The sequence below is a fragment of the Croceicoccus sp. genome, from assembly GCF_983967925.1.
Genome location: NZ_CFETID010000019.1, coordinates 53,926 through 74,343 on the forward strand (window position 1 = coordinate 53,926; position 20,418 = coordinate 74,343).

Consider the following 20,418-nt stretch of genomic DNA (forward strand, 5'->3'; position numbering starts at 1 on the left):
CTGACATGCGCGAAGCCGCCATCGTGTCCACCGCCCGCACGCCTGTCGGCAAGGCGCATCGCGGCGCGTTCAACGCGACCATGCCCGATGTGCTGGCCGCCCATGCGATGAATGCCGCGATAGACCGCGCCGGGATCGATCCCGCGCGCATCGACGACGTCATGTGGGGCGCGGGCGGGCAGTTCGGTCCGCAGTTCTACAATATCGGCCGCATGAGCCTGTTCACCGCGGGCCTGCCGCAGGAACTGCCTGCCTTCACGCTGGACCGCAAATGCGCGTCGGGCCTGACCACGGTGGCGCTGGCGGCGCGCAGCATCATCGCGGGCGATGCCGATGTGGTGCTGGCGGGCGGATCGGAATCGATCTCCACCACCCTGGGGCAGCCGCCCATCGCGGGGCCGCACTGGCGCTCGCCCACCGTGAGCGAGGCCGAACCCGACGCCTATATGGCGATGATCGAGACGGCCGAGATCGTCGCGCAGCGCTATGGCATCAGCCGCGAGGCGCAGGACGAATTCTCCGCCATCAGCCAGCAGCGCGCCGCCGATGCGACGCAGGCGGGCAGGCTGGCGGACGAGATCGTGCCGATCACAGTCGAGAAACTGCTGCGCGCGAAGGACGGCACCGAAACGGGGCGCGAGACTTTGACCGTCAGCGCCGACGAAGGCATCCGCGCCGACACCACGGCCGAGGCGCTCTCCGCGCTGAAGCCGGTGTGGAAGGACGGGATGAAGGTCAAGGAAGGCCGCTTCGTCACCGCCGGAAACGCCAGCCAGCTGTCCGACGGCGCCGCCGCGCAGATCGTGATGGACCGCGCCACCGCCGAGGCCGAGGGACGCGAGGTGCTGGGCATCTTCCGCGGCTTTCAGGCCGCGGGCTGCGCGCCCGACGAGATGGGCATCGGCCCGGTGTTCGCGATCCCCAAACTGCTGGAGCGCGCGGGGCTGAAAGTCTCCGACATTGGCCTCTGGGAAATCAACGAGGCCTTCGCCAGCCAGGCGCTCTATTGCCGCGACCGGCTGGGGATCGATCCCGACCGGCTCAACGTCAATGGCGGGGCCATCGCCATCGGCCATCCCTTCGGCATGACCGGATCACGTCTGGTCGGCGCGGCCCTGCTGGAAGGGCGGCGGCGCGGCGTGCGCCATGTTGTCGTCTCGATGTGCGTCGCGGGCGGCATGGGCGCGGCCGGACTTTTCGAAATCCCCTCATGACAGGACACAAGCCATGGATCTGAACTTTACCCCCGAAGACGAAGCCTTCCGCGAGGAAGTTCGCAGCTTCCTCAAGGAAAAGCTGCCCGCCCGCCTGTCCGACAAGGTGCGGCAGGGCCAGCGCCTGACCAAGGAAGACATGGAGGAATGGCATGCCATCCTGAACGAACAGGGCTGGCTGGCGAACCATTGGCCCGAGGAATGGGGCGGCACCGGGTGGAGCGTGATCCAGCGCTTCATCTTCGAGACCGAGGTCGCCATGGCCCATGCTCCGCGCATCGTGCCGTTCGGCCTGTCGATGCTGGCCCCGGTGCTGATCAAATATGGCAGCGAGGAGCAGAAGAAGCACTGGCTGCCCCGCATCCTCGACGGCACCGACTGGTGGTGCCAGGGCTATTCGGAACCCGGCGCCGGATCGGACCTTGCCAGCCTGAAGACCAGCGCGCGGCGCGAGGGCGATCATTACATCGTCAACGGGCAGAAGACCTGGACCACGCTGGGCCAATATGCCGACATGATCTTCTGCCTGGTGCGGACCGACAACACCGGCAAGAAGCAGGAGGGGATCAGCTTCCTCCTCATCGACATGAACACGCCGGGGATCGAGGTGCGCCCGATCAAGCTGCTCGAAGGCGATCATGAAGTGAACGAGGTGTTCTTCACCGATGTGAAGGTGCCGGTCGAAAACCTTGTCGGCGAGGAGAACAAGGGCTGGACCTATGCCAAGTACCTGCTCACCTATGAACGCACCAATATCGCGGGCGTGGGCGCATCGATGGCGGCGTTCGAGCAGCTGAAGGAGCATGCCCGCACCACCATGCGCGGCGGCAAGCCGCTGACCGAGGATCCGCTGTTCGCCGCCCGGCTGGCGAAGCTGGAAATCGAGCTGGAAAACATGAAGACCACCAACCTGCGCGTGCTGGACGCGGCGGGGCATGGTCAGGCGCCGATGGCCGAAAGCTCGATGCTGAAGATCCGGGGAACCGAGATCCGCCAGCAGATCACCGACCTGATGCGCCGCGCCGCAGGCCGCTATGCCCAGCCCTTCATCACCGAGGCGCTGGAGGAAGGCTTCAACGGCGAGCCGGTGGGACCCGACTGGGCGGCACCGACCGCGGCGCAATATTTCAACACGCGCAAGCTTTCGATCTTCGGCGGCTCGAACGAGGTGCAGCGCGAGATCATCACCAAGGCCATTCTGGAGCTCTGATTCATGGATTTCTCACTGGGCGAAGACCGGCAGATGCTGGTTGATTCTCTGTCGCGTTTTCTGGCAGACAATTTCGACTGGAAGGCGCGCGAGGCCGCCATCGGCAGCGACGAAGGCTTCAGCCGCGAATTGTGGAACGGGCTGGCCGAACTGGGCGTGATCGGTTCGTGGTTCGGCGAGGATGCGGGCGGCTATGGCGGCAGCGCCTTCGATGTCGGCGCGACCTTCGGCGAGCTGGGCCGCGCATTGGCGACGGGGCCGTTCCTGGGCAGTCTGATGGCGGGCAAGGTGCTGGAAGCCCTGGGCGATCATTCGGCGCTGGAAAGCATGATTGCGGGCGAGAGCATCGTCACATTCGCGCATGACCCGGCCATCGGTGGCGACGGCGCGCCTCTGGGCGATGTCACCGCCAAGCAGGGCGACGGCGGCTGGACGCTGACAGGCGCCAAAGGCGTGGTCGAATATCTGGGCAGCGCGGACAAGGCCGTGGTCACGAGCGAGGGATCGGCATTCCTCGTCGACCTCTCCGCAGATGGCGTCACGGTCCACGACTATCCGCTGGTCGACGGCGGATCGGCAGGCGAATTGCGGTTGGACGGTGCGCCCGCGACCTTGCTGGGCGAAGACGGCAAGGCGGGCGATGCCATCGATGCGGCACGGGCGATGGGGCTGGTCGGGGTCGCATGGGAAGGCGTCGCGGTGATGGACGTGCTGCGCGCGATGACGCTCGATTATCTGCGCACGCGCAAGCAGTTCGGCGTGCCGATCGGCAAGTTCCAGGCGCTGCAGCACCGCATGGCGACCGTCGCGCTTGAGATCGAGCAGGCGCGATCCGCTGCGATCAACGCCGCCGCCAATTACGACAAGGATCCGGCGACGCGCGACCGCTTTTGCTCGGCGGCGAAATACACGCTGGGCGCGGTCGGCAGCCTTGCGGCAGAGGAAGCGATCCAGCTGCATGGCGGCATCGGCATGACCTGGGAACTGCCGCTGTCGCATTACGCTAAGCGCATGGTGATGCTGGGCCACGTGCTGGGGGACGAGGACGAGCATCTCGCCCGTTTCGTCGAACTGGGGAAGGCGGCCTGATTCCTGTAAAGGCCCTGCGCCGGCCTAGCCGCGTGCGGGGCCGTAGCGCTCGCGCAGTTCGCGTTTGAGCACCTTGCCGATGGCGCTGCGGGGCAGCGCATCGACCGGGACGAGGTCATGCAGCCGCTGCGTCTTGCCCAGCTTGCCATTGACCGCGGCCAGCAGCGCCTGCGCATCCGCGCCCTCGCGCAGCACCGCGAAGGCCACCGGCGTCTCGCCCCATTGGCGCGAGGGGACGCCCACCACCGCCGCTTCGCGCACCGACGGCTGCGCGACCAGCACCGCCTCAATATCTGAGGGATAGATGTTGAAGCCGCCCGAGATGATCATGTCCTTGGCGCGGTCGATCAGCATCAGGAAACCGTCTTCGTCGAAGCGGCCTATATCGCCGTGCCGGATGAAGCGGCGGCCCTGATCGTCGTGCCACTCGGCCTCCCGCGTCTTGCCGGGCTGGCCCAGATAGCCGGTCATCATCGCGCCCGAATGGCCGACGACTTCGCCTGCCTCTCCTGCGGCGACTTCGCGGCCGTCCTCGCCGATCAGGCGGATGTCGTGCCCCTCGACCGGGCGGCCGACCGTGTGAAGCATATCCGGATATTCGTGGGCCTGCAGGATGCAGGTGCCGCCGCCCTCGGTCATGCCGTAGATATTGATGAGAGCGCCCGGCCAGCGCGCCAGCACATCGGCCATCAGCGCAGGCGGAAAGGGCGCGCTGGTGCTGGACTTGAAGCGATAGGACGACAGGTCGAACCGGTCGAAATCGGGCAGGTCCATCAGCCGCTGGTACTGCACCGGCACCAGCGCCGCATGGGTCACGCGGTGCCGCTGGGACAGTTCCAGAAAGCGCCGCGCATCGAACTTGGACATCATCACCACATGCCCGCCGCCCGCCAGCGCGGGCAGGAAGCAGACCAAAGTCGTGTTCGAATAAAGCGGGGTCGAGATCAGCGTCACCGCGCTTTCGTCATAGCCGAAGCGGGCCGCGCGCGCGACATGGCCGTGGCGCATGGCGTGGCTCTGCACGATGCCCTTGGGCGTGCCGGTCGTGCCCGACGAATAGATGATGTTGAACGGGTCCCCGGGCGCGATCGCGACGGGGGAGGGGGCCCCCCGATCCTCTTCCATCCAGCCGGTCATGGCCGCACCGTCCATCGCGGTGATGCGGGGGCCGGATTCCCGGACGTCGGCGGGAAGGGCCGCGATGGCGTCGCTATCGGCAAACAGATGGCTGGCCCCGCAGTCGCGCAGCATGGCGGCGATGGCCTCCGGCGTGGCGGACGCCGTCAGCGGCGCGGCCACCGCGCCGATCCGCAGCGCGGCGCAGAAGACCAGCGCATGGGGGATCGAATTGCGGCCCAGCATGGCCACCGCATCGCCTTTTCCCACGCCCTCTGCCTGAAGCCGCGCGGCGATGCGGTCGATCCGCTGGTCCAGCGCGGCCCAATCGATCGTTCCGTCCGCATCGGTCAGCGCGGGATCGCCAGGCCGCCTGCGGGCATGATCGCGCAGCAGATCCGCAAAGGGCCGGAACGGAGGCGTTTCGGTCAATATCCGGCGGCCCGTGCCAGCGCCTCGGCATGGAAGTCGGCGTCGCCGAACATCTCGGCCAGCACGCGCTGGCGCTTCATGAAGAAGCCGATGTCGTGCTCGTCGGTCATGCCGATGCCGCCGTGCATCTGGATCGCTTCCTGCACCGCCAGTGCGCTGGCCATGCCGGTCATCGCCTTGGCGACGCTGGCGGCTTCATGCGCGCCTTCGCTGCCGTCATCCAGCAATTGCTGCGCCTTCAGCGTGGCGGCGCGGGCGACCTCGATCTCGCAGTAAAGATGCGCGGCGCGGTGCTGCAGCGCCTGGAACGATCCGATGATGCGGTCGAACTGCTTGCGTTCGCGCATATAGGACAGCGTCATGCCGCTTGCCCCTTCGGCCAGCCCGACCAGCTCGGCAGAGGAACCTGCGCGCAGGGCGGAAAGCACATGGCCCAAAGTGTCGGATCCGCGGTCGACCTCGCCCAGAACGGCATCGCCGTCGACCTCGACGCCCTCCAGCACCACGCGCGCGGCATGGCCGCTGTCGACCAGCATTTCGGATTGCAGCGTCACGCCCGGCGCGCTGCGGGGGATGGCGAACAGGGTGATGCCGTCCGCTTCGCGCTCGCCGCCGGCGGTTCGGGCGGAGACGATCAGCAGGTCGCTCGCCTGCGCCTGCACGGTAAAGCTCTTGGCCCCGTCGATGCGGAAGCCATTGCCGCTGCGTTCGGCGCGGGTCGCCACCCGGTGCGGGCGGTGCCGCGCGCCTTCCTCCAGCGCCAGCGCGGCGACGGTCTCGCCCGCGACGATGCCGGGCAGCCATGCCTGCCGCGCCGCCGGGCTGCCCGATTTCAGCGCCGTTACCGCGCCGACCGACGTCGTCAGGAAGGGCGAGGGCGACAGGTTGCGCCCGATCTCCTCCAGCACCACCCCCGCCTCGACATGGCCGAGGCCGAGGCCGCCGTCTTCCTCGCCCACCAGCAGGCCGGTGAAGCCCATGTCGGCGAACTCGCGCCACAGATCGCGCGAGAAGCCGTCGGCGTTCCCTTCGTCGCGCAGTGCGCGCAGATGCGACACCGGCGCCTTGTCCGCCAGAAAGGGGCGGGCGCTGTCGGCCAGCATCTGCTGGTCCTCGTTCCAGTACATCGGCATTGGTCAGCCCCCCGGCAGGTCAAGAATGCGCTTGGCGATGATGTTCAGCTGGATCTCGGACGTGCCGCCCTCGATCGAATTGGCCTTGGTGCGCAGCCATGCGCGCGGCGCGGCGCCGCCATTGCTGCCCTCGCTATCCCATTCCAGCGCGTCATGCCCGCCCGCCGCCATCAGCAGCTCGTGCCGCTGCTTGTTCAGCTCGGTCCCGAAATATTTCATCATCGACGGCTGCGCGGGATGCGCCTTGCCGGCCTTCAGCGTGTCGATGAAACGCTCCGCCATGGCGGCAAAGGCGCGGCTGCGCACCTCGAACAAGGCGATGCGCGCGCGCAGCACCGGATCGTCGAGCCGCCCGTCCTCATTACGGCCCAGATGGCGCAGCGCGGTATCGGGCACCGATGCCCCGCCGCCGCGCGATCCCATGCCCGATATCATCTCCCGCTCGTGCCCCAGCAGATATTTGGCGACGTCCCAGCCCTTGTTGATCTCTCCGACCACGTTCGACTTGGGCACTTTCACATCGTCGAAGAAAGTCTCGCAGAACGGGGAATAGCCGCTGATCAGCCGGATGGGTTTCGTGGAAACGCCCTCCTGCTCCATGTCGAACAGCAGGAAGGAGATGCCGCCCTGCTTGCTGCTTGTATCGGTGCGGACCAGGCAGAAGATCATGTCCGCCTTGTCGGCATAGCTGGTCCAGACCTTCTGGCCGTTGATCAGGAAATGATCGCCGATGTCCTCGGCGCGTGTGGCCAGGCTGGCGAGGTCGGACCCCGCATTGGGTTCGGAATAGCCCTGGCACCAGCGGATCTCTCCGCGCGCGATGCGGGGCAAATGTTCGTGCTTCTGCTCTTCGGTCCCGTATTTCAGCAGCGCGGGGCCCAGCATCGAGATGCCAAAGCTCTGCAGCGGATTGCGGCAGCCCAGCGCGGCCATTTCCTCGCGCAGCACCTTGGCTTCGGCGGCGCTCAGCCCGCCGCCGCCATATTCGGCGGGCCAGTCGGGCACGGTCCAGCCGCGCTCCCCCATGACCCGCAGCCATTCGGCCTGTGCCGGGCTGGAGGGCTGGAACTTGCGCCCGCCCCAGCATACGTCCGCATCCGACTTGGGCGGCGTGCGCATTTCAGGCGGGCAGTTTTCCTCCAGCCATGCGCGGGTCTCGCGGCGGAAGCTGTCGAGTTGCTGGTCCATCATCGATCCCCTGCGGCGCCGCGTTCGATCAGCTCGATCTTGTGCCCGTGCGGCGTAGTCATGAACAGGATGCGCGCCGCGCCCAGAGAAAACGGCCCGCTCGCGATGCGCCCGCCCGCTGCCTCGATCCGTGCAGCGACGGCGTCGAGGTCGTCTACGGTGAAGCCGACGGGACCGTGGGCCGTGCCCTGCGTGATGGCGCGGCCGTCGGTCCATTGGATCAGCACCAGCGTGAAAGACCCGCCAGGGCTCACCATCATCCGCTCGCGAAAGCGCGGCGTATCGATCCTGTCGGCGCAGTCCAAGCCCAGCACATCGGCATAGAAGCGCGCGGCCTCGTCCGCGTCGGGCACGATCAGCTTGAAGAAGGCCAGCCTCCCGGCCGCCGCTTCCACTGGCGCCGCGGCGTCGGCCTCAGCCATTGAACCGCTCGCCCTTCGCGGCCTTGTCCTTCAGCAGCGACGAGATCCTGAGGTCGGGCATCGCATCCGCGTGGCGTTCCAGCCCGGCGACGACGGCGTCCAGCCCTACGGTGTCGGCCCAGAACATCGGCCCGCCGGTATAGGCAGGCCAGCCATAGCCGTTGAGCCACACCATATCGATGTCGCTGGCGCGCTGCGCGATCCCTTCCTCCAGGATCAGCGCGCCCTCGTTGACCATGGGAAAAAGCAGGCGTTCGCGGATCTCGTCATCGCCAATGTCGCGCTGGGTCTTGCCCGATCTGGCGGCGAAATCGGCGACGATGGCGTTCACCTCGTCCGAAGGCGTGCGATTGCGCTTTTCGTCATAGTCGTAGAAGCCCTTGCCGGTCTTCTGCCCGCGCCGCCCGCGCTCGCACAGCACGTCGCGGATCGTCTCGCCCTTCGATTCCTCTTCCTTCCAGCCAAGGTCGAGGCCGGCGAGGTCGGCCATCTGGAACGGTCCCATGGGAAAGCCGAAATCGAGCAGCACCTGGTCGATCTGGTGCGGCTTGGCGCCTTCCATCAGCAGCGCATTGGCCTGTTTCTGGCGCGCCGCGAGCATGCGATTGCCGATGAAGCCGTGGCACACGCCCGACACGACCGCGACCTTGCCGATGGTCTTGGCCAGTTTCATCGCGGTCGCCAGCACCTGCGGCGCGGTCCTGTCGCCGCGCACGATTTCCAGCAGCCGCATGACATTGGCGGGCGAGAAGAAATGCAGGCCGATCACCCAATCGGGCCGGCTGGTCGATGCGGCAATCTCGTTCACGTCGAGATAGCTGGTATTGGTCGCCAGGATCGCGCCCGGCTTCATGATGGAATCGAGCTTGCCGAACACCTCTTTCTTGATGTCCATCAGCTCGAACACCGCCTCGATCACCAGATCGCAATCGGCAAGGTCGGCGTAATCCAGCGACCCGGTCAGATGGCCCATCGCGGCGTCGACCTGCTGCTCGGTGATACGGCCCTTCTTGGCGGTATTCTCGTAATTGCGGCGGATGATACCCATGCCGCGGTCGAGCGCGTCCTGCTTCATCTCGACCATGGTGACCGGGATGCCCGCGGACAGGAAATTCATCGCGATGCCGCCGCCCATGGTGCCCGCGCCGATGATGCCGACCTTGCGGATCGGCAGGATCTCGGTGTCCTTCGGCAGATCGTCGATCTTCTGCGCGGCGCGTTCGGCGAAGAACACGTGGCGCAGCGCTTTCGACTGCGTGCCGGTGACGAGCTTCTGGAACAGCGCCCGCTCGGTCTTGACGCCTTCCTCGTAAGGCTTGGCGACGGCTGCCTCGACTGCCTGAATGCAGGCCTCGGGCGCTTCGAAGCCCTTGAGGCGGCGGGCATTGGCCTTGCGGAAATCGTCGAAGGCGGAAGGCGGCGTGTCCGAAATGCGGTCGCTGCGGCGGCTGGATACCGGATGGTCGGAGCGGCCCGCGACATCCTGCGCGAAGGCGATGGCGGCGTCTTCAAGACCGGCCTCGTCCTCAACCAGCGCGTCGAGCAGGCCCATCGCCTTCGCCTTCTTCGCCGGAACCGGATTGCCGGTGACGATCATCGGCAGCGCGGCTTCGACACCGACCACGCGGGGCAGGCGCTGCGTGCCGCCCGCGCCGGGCAGGATGCCCAGCTTCACCTCGGGCAGGCCCATTTTCGCCGAGGGGACGGCCACGCGGTAATGACAGCCCAGCGCAACCTCCAGTCCGCCGCCCAGCGCCGTACCGTGGATCGCGGCGACGACGGGCTTGGGGCAATCCTCGATCGCGTCGATCACTTCGGGCAGGCTGGGGGAGACCGGCGGCTTGCCGAATTCGGTGATGTCCGCGCCTGCGAAGAAGGTGCGCCCGTCGCAGCGGATCACCACCGCGCTGACCGCATCGTCCGACGCGGCCTGCTGCATGGCACCCGCCAGCCCCTGCCTGACCGCCGCGCCCAGCGCATTGACCGGCGGATTGTCGGCGGTGACGACCAGCACGTCGCCCTGCATGCGGGTGGATATCACGGACATTGCACTCTCCTCGATCCCGATACGATCCCGCGTGCCATCGGGCAGCGAGGGACTTTGCCCGTCACGGCGGGCTTTCCATACCCACTATTCTAACAAATCGCTTTCGAGATCAAGCGCCGTTTGCGCAGCGCGTCAATAGCAAGGGTTAGCCGCGCAAAACCGGCGCAAGCGGACCCTTGCGGAAAGCAAACCGTAAAACTGAAATGGTGAATTGGTCAGGCTCTTTGACGCGGACCGATTCGCCGCCTCGCGTCAGCCGAACAGCGCAACCGTCTGCGAGGCGAGGGCGATGGCCTCGCCCTCGCTGTTCCACATCGCCATGGACTGCGCCGACAGGCCCCGCCGCGCCTGCTCGCTGCGCGATTCCAGCAACCACCACCCGTTGCGCGTCCGCGGATCGGCAGAGAGGATGTCGAGGTTCCACGTCGCCGACGACACCGGGCCGACCCCGTCCAGCAGGCGAATGGCGGCAGGCGGCAGCCCGTCGCCCATCACCAGCAGTTCGGTCGTGGCATCCAGCCCTTCGCGCTCGCGCAGGCGGACCCAGCGGCGCAGCAGCGGTTCAGTCGTCTGTTCGGGCGGCAGCGAATGCGCGAATTCCATCTTGCGCACAAAGGCGGGGGCGCCTTCGGGCAGTTCCGCCGGGCTTTCGCCCGCCGCGGGACCCGGTGGGGCGGGCGGTGCGGCAAGATCGGCGCGCGAGGGGCGCTCGGCCATGCAGGCGAAGATCGCCTTCAGCACCACGCCTTGCGGGCCCTTCAGCTCGGCCTCGACAAAGGCGCTGGAACGGCCCCGGCGCAGCAGCCGGGCAGAGCCGGTGACATGACCCTCGACCGGACCGACAAAGGCGATCTGCGCGCTGCGCAGCGGGGGAAGGTCGGGCAGCAGCGTGGCGGCGGCGCGCCATGCCAGCGCGCTCGACAGCCCGCCATAGCAGGTGCGCCCCTGCTTCCAGTCGTCGGGAATCTCGCCCTCGACCCGGCCCGCATCGACCAGGGTCGACGCAAGCCATTCGCCTGCCGCTACCATGCGGCGCCTTTCTGGTCGGCCGGACGGCGCGCGGTGGGATGCGATGCGGACAGCCCGCCATCGACCGCCAGCGCCTGCCCGGTGATATAGCTCGCCGCGTCGGAGCACAGGAACATCGCGGTCGCGGCGATTTCCCCAGGCTTTCCGCCGCGGCCCAGCGGGTTCAGCATGCCCACCTTGTCCAGCTTGCCCGCCGCGCGTGCGCCGTCGAACAGGGGCTGGGTCATGCCGGTCTCGACCAGGCCGGGACACACCGCGTTGATCCGCACGCCCGATCCGGCAAGTTGCTGCGAAGCGGTCTGCACCAGATTGATGACTCCTGCCTTGGACGCCGAATATTGCGCGGGGCCTGCGCCCGAACGCAAGCCAGCGACGCTGGCAGTACACAGGATCGCGCCGCCGCCATGGCGCGCGATGACGGGCGCGGCATGTTTCACCGCCAGGAAGGGGCCGATCAGATTGACGCGCAGCACCTCCAGCCACAACTCGGGCGTGGCATCGAAATAGCCGCCGGGCGTGCCGCCGGTGATCCCCGCATTGGCATAGAAGATGTCCAGCCTGCCGAATTCCGCTTCGGCGCGCTCGATGGCGGCGGTGACGTCGGCCTCGCTGCCCGCGTCGCCCTGCTGCGCGATGACGCTTTCGCCTGCCAGTTCCTCCACCGCCGGTTCGCGGTCGAAGGCCAGCACTTTCGCACCCGCATCGGCAAAGGCGAGCACGCTGGCCCGCCCGATGCCCGATGCCGCGCCGGTGATGACCGCGACCTTGCCATTCAGCGCCCCCTTCATATGGTGATGCCGCCGTCGATCACGACCATCTGCCCGGTCATCCAGCCGCCCGCCCGGCCGGCCAGCATCACCGCCACGCCCGCAATATCGTCGGGATCGCCCAGGCGGCGCATCGGCGTGCGGGCGGCGGTCGCGTCGTGGACTTTCTGGTCCTCCCACAAGGCGCGGGCGAAATCGGTCTTCACCACGCCCGGCGCGATGGCGTTGACGCGGATATTGTGCTTGCCGTTCTCGACCGCGTAATTGCGCACCAGCTGGAAGTCGGCGGCCTTGGACACGTTATAGGCGCCGATGGTCGGCGATCCGCGCAGGCCGCCGATGGAGGACACGACGATGATCGCGCCCCCGCCGCTGGCGCGCATGTCGGGCAGCGCCTGCTGGATCAGCCAATGGTTCGACAGGACGTTGTTGTCGAGCACCTTGCGGAACTGCTCGTCGCTGATGTCGTCGAGCGATCCGTAATGCGGATTGCTGGCGGCGTTGCAGACCATGATATCGATCGGGCCGAACTCGGCGCGGGTCTTCGCGGCCAGCTCCTCCAATGCCTGCTTCGACGAAATGCTGGCGGCGATGGCGACCGCGCGCCCCGCGCCCTTGGCGTTGATCCCCTCGGCCACGGTGTCGCAGTCTTCCTGCGTGCGGCTGGATATCACGACATTCGCGCCATGCGCGGCCAGCTGCTCGGCAATGGCGCGGCCGATCCCGCGTGAGGATCCGGTCACGATGGCGGTCTTGCCGGTCAGATCGAAAAGCGACATGCAAATGCTCCTGCTGTGTTGTTGGGCGCTCAGCGCGCCTGCTGCGCGAAGGCCCACGCCTGCTGTGCAAGGGGAACGACCCGCGCCGCCGTTCGCTCCGCCTCGGCGCTGGAGGCGTTGCCGTCGATGATGCGTTTCTTGATGCCCTGCACGATGCCGACAAGGCGGAAGAGATTATAGGCGAAATACCAGTTGAGGTCGGGCACCCCGCTGCGCCCGGTCTTCTCGCAATAAAGGTCGGTAATCTCCTCAAGCGTCGGGATGCCCAGCGCAGGCAGGTCCAGCCCGCCCAGCTGCGCGCCGCGCTCACCCTGCGGCATCGCCCAGTTCATCGCCAGATAGGCAAAATCGGCCAGCGGATCGCCCAGCGTGGACAGCTCCCAGTCCAGCATCGCCAGTATCTCGGGCCGGTCGGGCGCATAGATCAGATTGTCGATGCGGTAATCGCCGTGAATGATCGAGACGCGGTCCTGCACCGGCAGACCCTTGGGCAGCCATTCGATCAGCCTCTCGACCTCGGGAATATCGTCGGTCTGCGATGCGCGGTACTGGCGGGTCCAGCGCCGGACCTGACGTTCGAAATAATTACCGGGCGCGCCATAGTCGCCAAGCCCGACGGCCTCGGGCTCGACCGCGTGCAGCCGCGCCAGCGCGTCGACCATCGCGTGATAGATAGCCTTGCGTTCGGCGGGGTCGCAATCGGGCAGCGCGCCGTTCCAGAAGGTACGCCCCTCGACCATTTCCATGACATAGAACGCCGATCCGATGACCTGCTCGTCCTCGCACAAAGCATAGGGGCGGGCGACGGGCACATCGGTAGGATAGAGCGCGCCGATCAGGCGAAACTCGCGCTCGACCGCATGGGCCGAGGGGAGCAGCGGGCCGAAGGGCTTGCGCCGTAGCACATATTTCTGGCTGTCGGTGTCGATCCGATAGGTCGGGTTGGACTGGCCGCCGGGGAACTTGACGATGGAGCGGATCGGGCCGGAACCCGCGACATGTTCGCCCATCCAGGCGGTCAGCCGGTCCTCGTCAAGATCGGCGAATGGCGAATCGCCAGAAGTCGCTTGCGGCGCGGCCGGTTCCTTTGTCACCTATGCTTCATCCCGTCCCGTGTTCTGTGTTTGATGGATACCTTAAATTCAAAGTTGGCCGGATGGCAACAGCAATCTGTGCTGGCAGTACGGGATATGGGCTTGTTTCGTGATCCGGAGCATTCGATACCACATATTCAAACAAGACTTGTGTCCGATATGGGCACGGGCCTAGTCTGGCGCCGGGAAAGGAATGCCGAATGACGCAAATCGCCGAGGAACGGGCGCATCTGATCACCCGCATGAAGGGGGCGGTCTATACATCGGGCTGGCTGACCGTGTCGCAGCAGATGGTCGACCGCTTCGCCGATGCGACCGGGGACCACCAGTATATCCATGTCGATCCTGAGCGTGCGGCCAAAACCCCGTTCGGCGGCACCATCGCGCATGGTTTCCTGCTGCTCTCGCTGTTGCCGCGGCTGCTGGCCGATGCGGGCAGGCCCGCCATTCCGGGGGTGGTGATGGGCATCAATTACGGCACCGACCGGGTGCGCTTTGTCCAGCCGGTGCGAACCGGGTCCGAAGTGCGCGGCCTGTTCACCGTCGCGGACATTCAGGAAAAGGCGCCGGGCCGGTACCAGCAGGTGCTGGATGCCGAGATGCAGGTGCAGGGGCAGGACAAGCCCGCCCTGATCGCGCGATGGATCGGGCAGTTCGTGGTGGACACGGCCGCATGAGCGCCGATGCAGAAACCATGCTGGCCCAAAGGCTGGTCGCGCTGGACGGGTCGCGCAATTTCCGCGATTTCGGCGGCTATCCGGCGGCGGACGGGCGGATCGTGCGGCGCGGGCGGCTGTTCCGCGCGAACCGGCTTTCGCGGCTGAGCGCAGACGACTGCCGCAGGCTGGACGATCTGGGCATTCGCACGATCTTCGATCTGCGCGCCCGGCACGAGCGCGAGGCCGATCCGACCACATGGACCGGCGATCATCTGGAAACCCATGTATTCCGCCCCGGCCACAAGCGCCGCCTGATCGACATGGCGATGGATTATCCGCCGACCGAAGAGGGCGCGCACCGGCTGATGATCGATTTCTATGCCGAACTGCCGCGCACCATGGCGCATGTCTTTGGTGAGGTGCTGCACCGCATCGCCGATGGCGCGGTGCCCTGCGTGATCCATTGCTCGGCGGGCAAGGACCGCACCGGTATGGCGGCGGCGCTGGTGCTGGCGGCGCTGGGGGTGGAGCGCGAGCTTATCCTTGCCGATTACGCGCTGACCGGGCTGACGCGGCTGGACACCGGCGATCAGGCGCGCGCGGTGCTGCGCGACGGATCGCGCAGCGCATTCCACGAACGCTTCGGCGCCGATGCGATCGCGGTGATGATGGCCGCGCCGCCCGCCTATATCGGCGCTGCGCTGGACGCCATCGACGCCTCGCATGGCTCGGTCACGGGCTATCTCGACAGTCTTGGCGTGGACGAGGCCATGCGCCAGAAAATGCGCGGCGCATTGCTGCAGGAACAGGACAGGGAAGGATCCAATTCATGAAAGCGCTTTTGTCGAAAGAGACCGGCGGCCCCGACACGCTCAGCCTTGAGGATATTTCCGCGCCGGAGCCAAAGGAAGGCGAACTTCTGGTCCGCGTGCTGGCCTGCGGCATCAACTATCCCGACGTGCTGATCATCGAGGACAAGTACCAGTTCAAGCCCGAACGTCCCTTCGCGCCCGGCAGCGAGATCTGCGGCGAGGTGCTGGCGGTCGGCGAGGGCGTGTCGGGCTGGGCAAAGGGTGACCGGCTGATCTGCGTTACCGGCCACGGCGGATTGTGCGAGCAGATGAATGTGCCCGCGAACCGCAGTTTCCGCCTGCCCGAAGGCGCCGATCCGGTGCAGGGCGCGGCGCTGCTGATGACCTATGCCACCACGATCCACGCGCTGATCGACCGCGGCCATCTGCAGGCGGGGCAGACCCTGCTGGTGCTGGGCGCGGCGGGCGGGGTCGGGCTGGCCGCGGTCGAGATCGGCAAGGCGCTGGGCGCGCGCGTCGTCGCCGCGGTGTCGAGCGAGGACAAGGCGCAGGCCGCGCGCGACGCGGGCGCGGACGAGGCGCTGATCTATGACCGCGCGCCCTTCGACAAGGCGCAATCCAAGGCCTTGGCCGACCGCTTCAAGCAGGCCGTCGGCAAGGACGGGGCGGATGTGATCTATGACCCCGTCGGCGGCGATTACTGCGAACCCGCACTGCGCTCGATCGGCTGGGAGGGGCGCTATCTGGTGGTCGGCTTTCCGGCGGGAATCCCGCGCCTGCCGCTCAACCTGACGCTGCTGAAAAGCTGCGATGTGTGCGGCGTGTTCTGGGGCGCGTTCGCCGCCCGCGATCCGCAGCGCAACGCCCAGCATGTCGCACAGCTGATGGAGTGGTGGCAGGAAGGCAGGATCACCCCGCGCATCGACCGCCAGTATCCGCTGGAACAGGGCGGCGAGGCGATCCAGTGGCTGGCGAGCCGCAAGGCCATCGGCAAGATTGTGGTCACGCCGGGCTGACCGATTGCCTGCGCCTGTCGCCATCGACTAGACCCTGTTCGAATGGAACGGGGAGGATCGATGGCCGAGAAAGCGGGCAAGCGCGATTACCGGACGGCGGACGAACGCGCCGCGCAGATGATCGATGCCGCCCATGCCATTATCGAGCGCGAGCGTTCGACCGAGCTTTCGCTGCGCGATGTCGCCGATGCGGTGGGGGCCAGCCGGGCGCTCGCCTATGCCTATTTCGCGGATCGCTACCGCCTGATCGAGGCAGTGCTGGACCGGCAGGCCGATGTGCTGCGCGAGGCCGGAATCGAGGAAGCCGCTGCCGACGGCCCTTTCGCAGAGAGGGCGGGACGGGTCGCGGCGATCTATCTCGACCATGTGGCGCAGCACGGTTCGGTGCTGGAAATCGTGATGCGCGAGCCGGAAGTCATGCGCGAATTGCAGACCGAGGCTTCGGCGATCCGCAGCCGCCTCTATCGCAGGCTGACCCGCGCGGCGCGGCGCGATCTGCACATGCCAGCGCCGGATGCGCTGGCGCTGGTGCAATTGCTGGCGGTGATCCCCGAGGAAGCGGGCAAGCAACAGCGCGCAGGCCATCTCGACAGGGCCGAAGCGCACCGCTTGTGCGAACGGCTGCTCGCCGCAGGGATCGAGGCGCAGGTTCCCCGCCGCTAGTCCGGCGTGCCCCTCGCGGCATTGCTGCGCATCCCGGCCAGCACCAGCGAGAGACTGAGTCTATTGGCGGTCACGCCGCGGATCCGGTGCGCCGCCAGCAGGCTCCCCGCGCGCAGGACGATGGCCGACAGCACCGCGTTGGAGGCGGCCGCCTCGGCCTCGCTCATCCCATAGCGCTGCTGCATCGAGGCGAGCAGCGGCATCCGCGAACGGCGCGCCGCCTCGTCCCGCTCGCCGCGCAGGGCGCTGCGGATCTCGGCAACGCGCAGCAGCGATTGCAGCAGCGGCCCGCGCCGTTCCATGTCGTCGAGATAGCTGATGGTCGACAGGATCACCGCCGTCTGCACATCGCCGCCGCGCAGCGCCACGTCGCGCCGCGCGCTTTCCACCCGCTCCAGCTCGCGCCGGGTCAGCGCCAGCAGCAGGTCGATGCGGCGCGAGAAGCAATTGTGCCCCTGCGCCTGCGACAGGCCGATTTCTGCCGCGACGCGCCTGACCGTGACTTCGCCCAGGCCTTCCGACACCACGATCCCCGCCGCCGCGTCGAGCATTTCCTGCTGCCGGTCGGCAATCGACTTGCGGGTGCGGGGACGCGCCGGGGCGGCATCAGGCGATTCGCCGGTCGTGCCGTTTCGAGGATCGGATCGGTTGCGGCTCATGCCGGCAATCTGCGCCGGCGATGCGCCCGTGACAAGCCGATAGCCCTGTAAAACCCACGGATTTCCGCAGGGACGAAGGGGGTTCGGCCCATACGCGCAAAATGCCCCGAACCTGATCATTCAAACAGTCTTTCAATTTATGGGTATGTCGATTATGCACATCGGCAACAGGCATCAGGCGGCCTTCCGATTCCATTAGAAGATCGGGAATCGCCGCCGCGCCGATAATCAGGAGAGGTCATTTGCTGGAAAACCGCTTTACGCGACTGTTCGGTGTGCAGCATCCGCTGGTGATGGGTGGCATGCAATGGGTGGGCCGCGCGCCGCTGGTCGCCGCCGTGGCCGAGGCGGGGGCCCTGGGCTTCCTGACGGCGCTGACCCAGCCAACCCCCGAGGAACTGGCGCGAGAGATCGCCCGCGTTCGCGAGCTGACCGACAAGCCGTTCGGCGTGAACCTCACCATCCTGCCCACGATGAAGCCGCCGCCCTATGCCGAATTTCGCCGCGCGATTATCGAAAGCGGCGTCACCATCGTCGAGACCGCCGGCCACCGCCCGCAGGAGCATGTCGAGGATCTGAAGGCGAGCGGGGTGAAGATCATCCACAAGTGCACCGCCGTGCGCCACGCGATCTCGGCCGAGAAGATGGGGGTCGACTGCATCTCGATCGACGGGTTCGAATGCGCGGGCCATCCGGGCGAGGACGATATCGGCGGGCTGGTGCTGATCCCCGCCGCGGTCGACCGGCTGTCGATCCCCGTCATCGCCAGCGGCGGGATCGCCGACGGGCGCGGGCTCGTCGCCGCCATGGCTCTGGGCGCGGAAGGGGCGAACATGGGTACGCGCTTCCTCGCCACGCAGGAATGCGCGATCCACGACAACGTCAAGCAGCGCATCGTCGAGGCGAGCGAGCGCGACACAAACCTGATATTCCGCAGCCTGAAGAACACCGCCCGCGTGGGCCGCAACAAAATCTCCGACGAGGTGGTGGAGATCCTGAAGCGGCCGCAAGCTGAATTCGCCGATGTCGCCCATCTTGTCGCGGGCGCGAGAGGGCGCGAGGTGATGGAGGAAGGCGACCTCGACAACGGCCTCTACTGGGCCAGCATGGCGCAGGGGTTGATCCATGATGTGCCGACCGTCGCCGAACTGGTGCACGGGATCATGGCCGACGCGCGCGCCATCGTTGGCGAGCGTCTGCCCTCGCTGGTCCCCGAAAAGGCAAACGCCTGATGGCGAACTTCGACACACCTATCGAGCGCGAGGGCGACACGCTGACGGGCCCTTGGCGCATGCCGCGCCAGATGCTGATGGCGCAGGCCTATGACGGCCATGCCTCGATCCATGACGACAGCACCGCGCAGGGGCTGGGCTTCAAGGGCGGCACGATCGAGGGGCCGACCCATTTCAGCCAGTTCGACCCGCTGTGCCACGCGATATGGGGCGACGAATGGTTCGCGCATGGCTGCATCTCGGCCCATTACCGCAGCCCTGTGTTCGAGGGCGAGGAGGTGCGTGCGTCGCTGGAACGCCAGTCCGCCGACCGCGCCGCGATTACCATGGCAAAGCGCGACGGAACCGAGGTGCTGAAGGGCACGGTCTCCATCGGCCCCGACCATCGGCCGAGCGCGCTCGACGAACGGCTGGCGGGCCTTGCCCCGCTGGAGCAGCCGGTGCTGATGTCGGACGCGGCGGTCGGCGCGAAGACAGGTCGCATTCCCGTCCGCATGGATCTGGACCAGCACATGGGCGACCTCTACCCGTTCTCGCTGGCGGGCAAGCTGGAGCGGATGACCGAACCGTCGGAGATCTACCGCAAGATCATCCCGTTCGAAATGGTGAGCGTGCTGGTCAATTCGATCGCGCGCGAACAGCCGTTTCCCGTCCGAGGGCCCAGCGTCGGCCTGTTCGCCGACCAGGAAATCCGCATGCTGCGCGGCCCGCTGAAGGTTGGCCAGCCATATGAGGTCGAGCGCGAGATCGTCGCCCTGTCGGGCAGCCGCAAGACCGAATCCATGTGGGTGCTCAGCCGCGTCTTTGTAACAGGTGACAACAGCCCCGTAGCGACCATGCTGCTCAACACCGCGACGCTGAAGGCGTCCTATGCGCAATATGAGGCCGATCGGTCGGCCCTGTACGGAGATGCTGCCGATGGCTGATTTCAACACGCTGGATTACCGGGTCGAGGACGGGATTGCCATCGCGACTTTCAACCGCCCCGACAAGATGAACACGTTCAACGTGGCGATGACGCAGGACCTGATCGCGCTGTTCGACAAGACCGACGGCGATGACGATGTGCGCGCGGTCGTGCTGACCGGATCGGGCCGCGCGTTCTGTGCGGGCGCCGACCTTGGCGGCGGGGAAAAGACCTTCGATTACAAGCCCGGCGCGCGCGAGGGCGATGTCGATGTGAACGGCGTGCGCCGCGATGGCGGCGGGCGGGTCACCTTGCGCATCTTCCGCAGCCTGAAACCCGTGATCGCGGCCGTGAACGGCGCGGCGGTGGGCATCGGCGCGACCATGCAGCTGCCGATGGATGCGCGGCTGGCCTCGGTCGATGCGCGTTTCGGCTTTGTCTTCGCCCGGCGCGGCATCACGCCCGAGGCATGCTCCAGCTGGTTCCTGCCGCGCCTTGTCGGCATGCCGCGCGCGCTGGAATGGGTCTATAGCGGACGCGTGTTTGGCGCCGAGGAAGCGCTGGAGGCGGGGCTGGTCCAGTCGCTGCACCAGCAGGAGGAACTGCTGGAGGCCGCGGTCGCGCTGGCGCACCGGATGACGGACGAGTCCGCGCCGGTGTCGGTCGCGCTGTCGCGCCGCATGATGTGGCAATCGCTGGGCGCGCCGCATCCGATGCACGTCCACCGCATCGATAGCCGCGCCATCCAGTCGCGCGGCAAAAGCAACGACGCGCGCGAGGGCATCGCATCCTTCATGGAAAAGCGCCCTGCACAATATCCGGACCGGGTGTCGACCGACATGCCCGATTTCTATCCCGACAGCGACGAACCTGAATTCATCTGAGGAACCGACATATGAAAGCGCTAGTCCCGGTAAAGCGGGTGATCGATTACAATGTGAAGCCGCGCG

20 protein-coding genes are annotated in these 20,418 nt (G+C 66.9%); 10 read left to right on the forward strand and 10 right to left on the reverse strand.

Translation table 11 applies throughout. From position 1 onward, the window contains the following. Positions 1-5 precede the first annotated feature (5 nt). The 3 genes from AC4FIJ_RS11640 to AC4FIJ_RS11650 are packed head-to-tail and all read left to right on the forward strand — an operon-like array spanning position 6 to position 3,513. Positions 6-1,214 (forward strand): thiolase family protein, encoded by a 1,209-nt coding sequence (locus tag AC4FIJ_RS11640; protein ID WP_490336915.1) that lies wholly within the window; start codon positions 6-8, stop codon positions 1,212-1,214. Between the two features lie 13 nt (positions 1,215-1,227). After that, the gene (locus AC4FIJ_RS11645) at positions 1,228-2,424 is read left to right on the forward strand and encodes an acyl-CoA dehydrogenase family protein (RefSeq protein WP_490336896.1); all 1,197 of its coding nucleotides are present in this window, start codon (positions 1,228-1,230) and stop codon (positions 2,422-2,424) included. Positions 2,425-2,427: 3 nt separating this feature from the next. Further along, positions 2,428-3,513, forward strand: a complete 1,086-nt coding sequence (locus tag AC4FIJ_RS11650) for an acyl-CoA dehydrogenase family protein (RefSeq protein ID WP_490336897.1) — start codon at positions 2,428-2,430, stop codon at positions 3,511-3,513. Positions 3,514-3,537: 24 nt separating this feature from the next. On the opposite strand, the gene AC4FIJ_RS11655 is transcribed toward AC4FIJ_RS11650, so the two are convergent. The 9 genes from AC4FIJ_RS11655 to AC4FIJ_RS11695 form a co-directional block, all read right to left on the reverse strand. Beyond that, positions 3,538-5,061, reverse strand: coding sequence for a class I adenylate-forming enzyme family protein (locus tag AC4FIJ_RS11655; RefSeq protein ID WP_490336898.1), 1,524 nt, complete (start codon positions 5,059-5,061; stop codon positions 3,538-3,540). Beyond that, positions 5,058-6,194, reverse strand: a complete 1,137-nt coding sequence (locus AC4FIJ_RS11660) for an acyl-CoA dehydrogenase family protein (protein ID WP_490336899.1) — start codon at positions 6,192-6,194, stop codon at positions 5,058-5,060. The genes AC4FIJ_RS11655 and AC4FIJ_RS11660 overlap by 4 nt, the downstream gene beginning before the upstream one ends. A 3-nt stretch (positions 6,195-6,197) precedes the next feature. Next, entirely contained in the window at positions 6,198-7,382 is a 1,185-nt protein-coding gene (locus AC4FIJ_RS11665) for an acyl-CoA dehydrogenase family protein (RefSeq protein ID WP_490336900.1), read from the reverse strand. After that, complete coding sequence (locus tag AC4FIJ_RS11670) at positions 7,382-7,804, reverse strand: VOC family protein (RefSeq protein WP_490336901.1); 423 nt, start codon at positions 7,802-7,804, stop codon at positions 7,382-7,384. Before AC4FIJ_RS11670 ends, AC4FIJ_RS11665 begins: the two co-directional genes overlap by 1 nt. Beyond that, on the reverse strand, positions 7,797-9,851 hold the full coding sequence (locus AC4FIJ_RS11675; protein WP_490336902.1) for a 3-hydroxyacyl-CoA dehydrogenase NAD-binding domain-containing protein: 2,055 nt from the start codon (positions 9,849-9,851) through the stop codon (positions 7,797-7,799). Before AC4FIJ_RS11675 ends, AC4FIJ_RS11670 begins: the two co-directional genes overlap by 8 nt. 252 nt (positions 9,852-10,103) lie before the next feature. Next, on the reverse strand, positions 10,104-10,880 hold the full coding sequence (locus AC4FIJ_RS11680; RefSeq protein WP_490336903.1) for a thioesterase family protein: 777 nt from the start codon (positions 10,878-10,880) through the stop codon (positions 10,104-10,106). After that, on the reverse strand, positions 10,874-11,668 hold the full coding sequence (locus AC4FIJ_RS11685) for an SDR family NAD(P)-dependent oxidoreductase (RefSeq protein ID WP_490336904.1): 795 nt from the start codon (positions 11,666-11,668) through the stop codon (positions 10,874-10,876). The genes AC4FIJ_RS11680 and AC4FIJ_RS11685 overlap by 7 nt, the downstream gene beginning before the upstream one ends. After that, positions 11,665-12,426 carry an SDR family NAD(P)-dependent oxidoreductase gene (locus AC4FIJ_RS11690; RefSeq protein ID WP_490336905.1) on the reverse strand — a complete coding sequence of 254 codons (762 nt, stop codon included), beginning with the start codon at positions 12,424-12,426 and terminating at the stop codon, positions 11,665-11,667. Before AC4FIJ_RS11690 ends, AC4FIJ_RS11685 begins: the two co-directional genes overlap by 4 nt. 29 nt (positions 12,427-12,455) lie before the next feature. Then, positions 12,456-13,436, reverse strand: coding sequence for a phosphotransferase family protein (locus AC4FIJ_RS11695; protein ID WP_490336916.1), 981 nt, complete (start codon positions 13,434-13,436; stop codon positions 12,456-12,458). A gap of 284 nt (positions 13,437-13,720) precedes the next feature. Here AC4FIJ_RS11695 and AC4FIJ_RS11700 point away from each other — a divergent pair, with 284 nt between their 5' ends. The 4 genes from AC4FIJ_RS11700 to AC4FIJ_RS11715 are packed head-to-tail and all read left to right on the forward strand — an operon-like array spanning position 13,721 to position 16,670. Continuing rightward, positions 13,721-14,197 (forward strand): MaoC family dehydratase, encoded by a 477-nt coding sequence (locus AC4FIJ_RS11700; RefSeq protein WP_490336906.1) that lies wholly within the window; start codon positions 13,721-13,723, stop codon positions 14,195-14,197. Continuing rightward, complete coding sequence (locus AC4FIJ_RS11705) at positions 14,194-15,012, forward strand: tyrosine-protein phosphatase (protein WP_490336907.1); 819 nt, start codon at positions 14,194-14,196, stop codon at positions 15,010-15,012. The genes AC4FIJ_RS11700 and AC4FIJ_RS11705 overlap by 4 nt, the downstream gene beginning before the upstream one ends. Next, positions 15,009-16,007: an NADPH:quinone oxidoreductase family protein gene (locus AC4FIJ_RS11710; RefSeq protein ID WP_490336908.1), complete on the forward strand. Its 999-nt coding sequence runs from the start codon at positions 15,009-15,011 to the stop codon at positions 16,005-16,007. The genes AC4FIJ_RS11705 and AC4FIJ_RS11710 overlap by 4 nt, the downstream gene beginning before the upstream one ends. A gap of 60 nt (positions 16,008-16,067) precedes the next feature. Continuing rightward, positions 16,068-16,670, forward strand: a complete 603-nt coding sequence (locus AC4FIJ_RS11715; protein WP_490336909.1) for a TetR/AcrR family transcriptional regulator — start codon at positions 16,068-16,070, stop codon at positions 16,668-16,670. Here AC4FIJ_RS11715 and AC4FIJ_RS11720 read toward each other — a convergent pair. After that, positions 16,667-17,329 (reverse strand): TetR/AcrR family transcriptional regulator, encoded by a 663-nt coding sequence (locus AC4FIJ_RS11720; protein ID WP_490336910.1) that lies wholly within the window; start codon positions 17,327-17,329, stop codon positions 16,667-16,669. The two genes, AC4FIJ_RS11715 and AC4FIJ_RS11720, sit on opposite strands and share 4 nt — an antisense overlap. A gap of 242 nt (positions 17,330-17,571) precedes the next feature. Here AC4FIJ_RS11720 and AC4FIJ_RS11725 point away from each other — a divergent pair, with 242 nt between their 5' ends. The 3 genes from AC4FIJ_RS11725 to AC4FIJ_RS11735 are packed head-to-tail and all read left to right on the forward strand — an operon-like array spanning position 17,572 to position 20,352. Continuing rightward, positions 17,572-18,561 carry an NAD(P)H-dependent flavin oxidoreductase gene (locus AC4FIJ_RS11725; protein WP_490336911.1) on the forward strand — a complete coding sequence of 330 codons (990 nt, stop codon included), beginning with the start codon at positions 17,572-17,574 and terminating at the stop codon, positions 18,559-18,561. Continuing rightward, positions 18,561-19,487: a hypothetical protein gene (locus AC4FIJ_RS11730; RefSeq protein ID WP_490336912.1), complete on the forward strand. Its 927-nt coding sequence runs from the start codon at positions 18,561-18,563 to the stop codon at positions 19,485-19,487. The genes AC4FIJ_RS11725 and AC4FIJ_RS11730 overlap by 1 nt, the downstream gene beginning before the upstream one ends. After that, positions 19,480-20,352 (forward strand): crotonase/enoyl-CoA hydratase family protein, encoded by an 873-nt coding sequence (locus AC4FIJ_RS11735; protein ID WP_490336913.1) that lies wholly within the window; start codon positions 19,480-19,482, stop codon positions 20,350-20,352. Before AC4FIJ_RS11730 ends, AC4FIJ_RS11735 begins: the two co-directional genes overlap by 8 nt. Positions 20,353-20,418: the final 66 nt, after the last annotated feature.

Coding starts and splice junctions, on each gene's coding strand:
- AC4FIJ_RS11640 (WP_490336915.1), top strand. CDS start 6: ATGCGCGAAGCCGCCATCGTGTCCACCGCCCGCACGCCTGTCGGCAAG.
- AC4FIJ_RS11645 (WP_490336896.1), top strand. CDS start 1,228: ATGGATCTGAACTTTACCCCCGAAGACGAAGCCTTCCGCGAGGAAGTT.
- AC4FIJ_RS11650 (WP_490336897.1), top strand. CDS start 2,428: ATGGATTTCTCACTGGGCGAAGACCGGCAGATGCTGGTTGATTCTCTG.
- AC4FIJ_RS11660 (WP_490336899.1), bottom strand. CDS start 6,194: ATGCCGATGTACTGGAACGAGGACCAGCAGATGCTGGCCGACAGCGCC.
- AC4FIJ_RS11665 (WP_490336900.1), bottom strand. CDS start 7,382: ATGGACCAGCAACTCGACAGCTTCCGCCGCGAGACCCGCGCATGGCTG.
- AC4FIJ_RS11670 (WP_490336901.1), bottom strand. CDS start 7,804: ATGGCTGAGGCCGACGCCGCGGCGCCAGTGGAAGCGGCGGCCGGGAGG.
- AC4FIJ_RS11675 (WP_490336902.1), bottom strand. CDS start 9,851: ATGTCCGTGATATCCACCCGCATGCAGGGCGACGTGCTGGTCGTCACC.
- AC4FIJ_RS11680 (WP_490336903.1), bottom strand. CDS start 10,880: ATGGTAGCGGCAGGCGAATGGCTTGCGTCGACCCTGGTCGATGCGGGC.
- AC4FIJ_RS11685 (WP_490336904.1), bottom strand. CDS start 11,668: ATGAAGGGGGCGCTGAATGGCAAGGTCGCGGTCATCACCGGCGCGGCA.
- AC4FIJ_RS11690 (WP_490336905.1), bottom strand. CDS start 12,426: ATGTCGCTTTTCGATCTGACCGGCAAGACCGCCATCGTGACCGGATCC.
- AC4FIJ_RS11695 (WP_490336916.1), bottom strand. CDS start 13,436: ATGGGCGAACATGTCGCGGGTTCCGGCCCGATCCGCTCCATCGTCAAG.
- AC4FIJ_RS11700 (WP_490336906.1), top strand. CDS start 13,721: ATGACGCAAATCGCCGAGGAACGGGCGCATCTGATCACCCGCATGAAG.
- AC4FIJ_RS11705 (WP_490336907.1), top strand. CDS start 14,194: ATGAGCGCCGATGCAGAAACCATGCTGGCCCAAAGGCTGGTCGCGCTG.
- AC4FIJ_RS11710 (WP_490336908.1), top strand. CDS start 15,009: ATGAAAGCGCTTTTGTCGAAAGAGACCGGCGGCCCCGACACGCTCAGC.
- AC4FIJ_RS11715 (WP_490336909.1), top strand. CDS start 16,068: ATGGCCGAGAAAGCGGGCAAGCGCGATTACCGGACGGCGGACGAACGC.
- AC4FIJ_RS11720 (WP_490336910.1), bottom strand. CDS start 17,329: ATGAGCCGCAACCGATCCGATCCTCGAAACGGCACGACCGGCGAATCG.
- AC4FIJ_RS11730 (WP_490336912.1), top strand. CDS start 18,561: ATGGCGAACTTCGACACACCTATCGAGCGCGAGGGCGACACGCTGACG.
- AC4FIJ_RS11735 (WP_490336913.1), top strand. CDS start 19,480: ATGGCTGATTTCAACACGCTGGATTACCGGGTCGAGGACGGGATTGCC.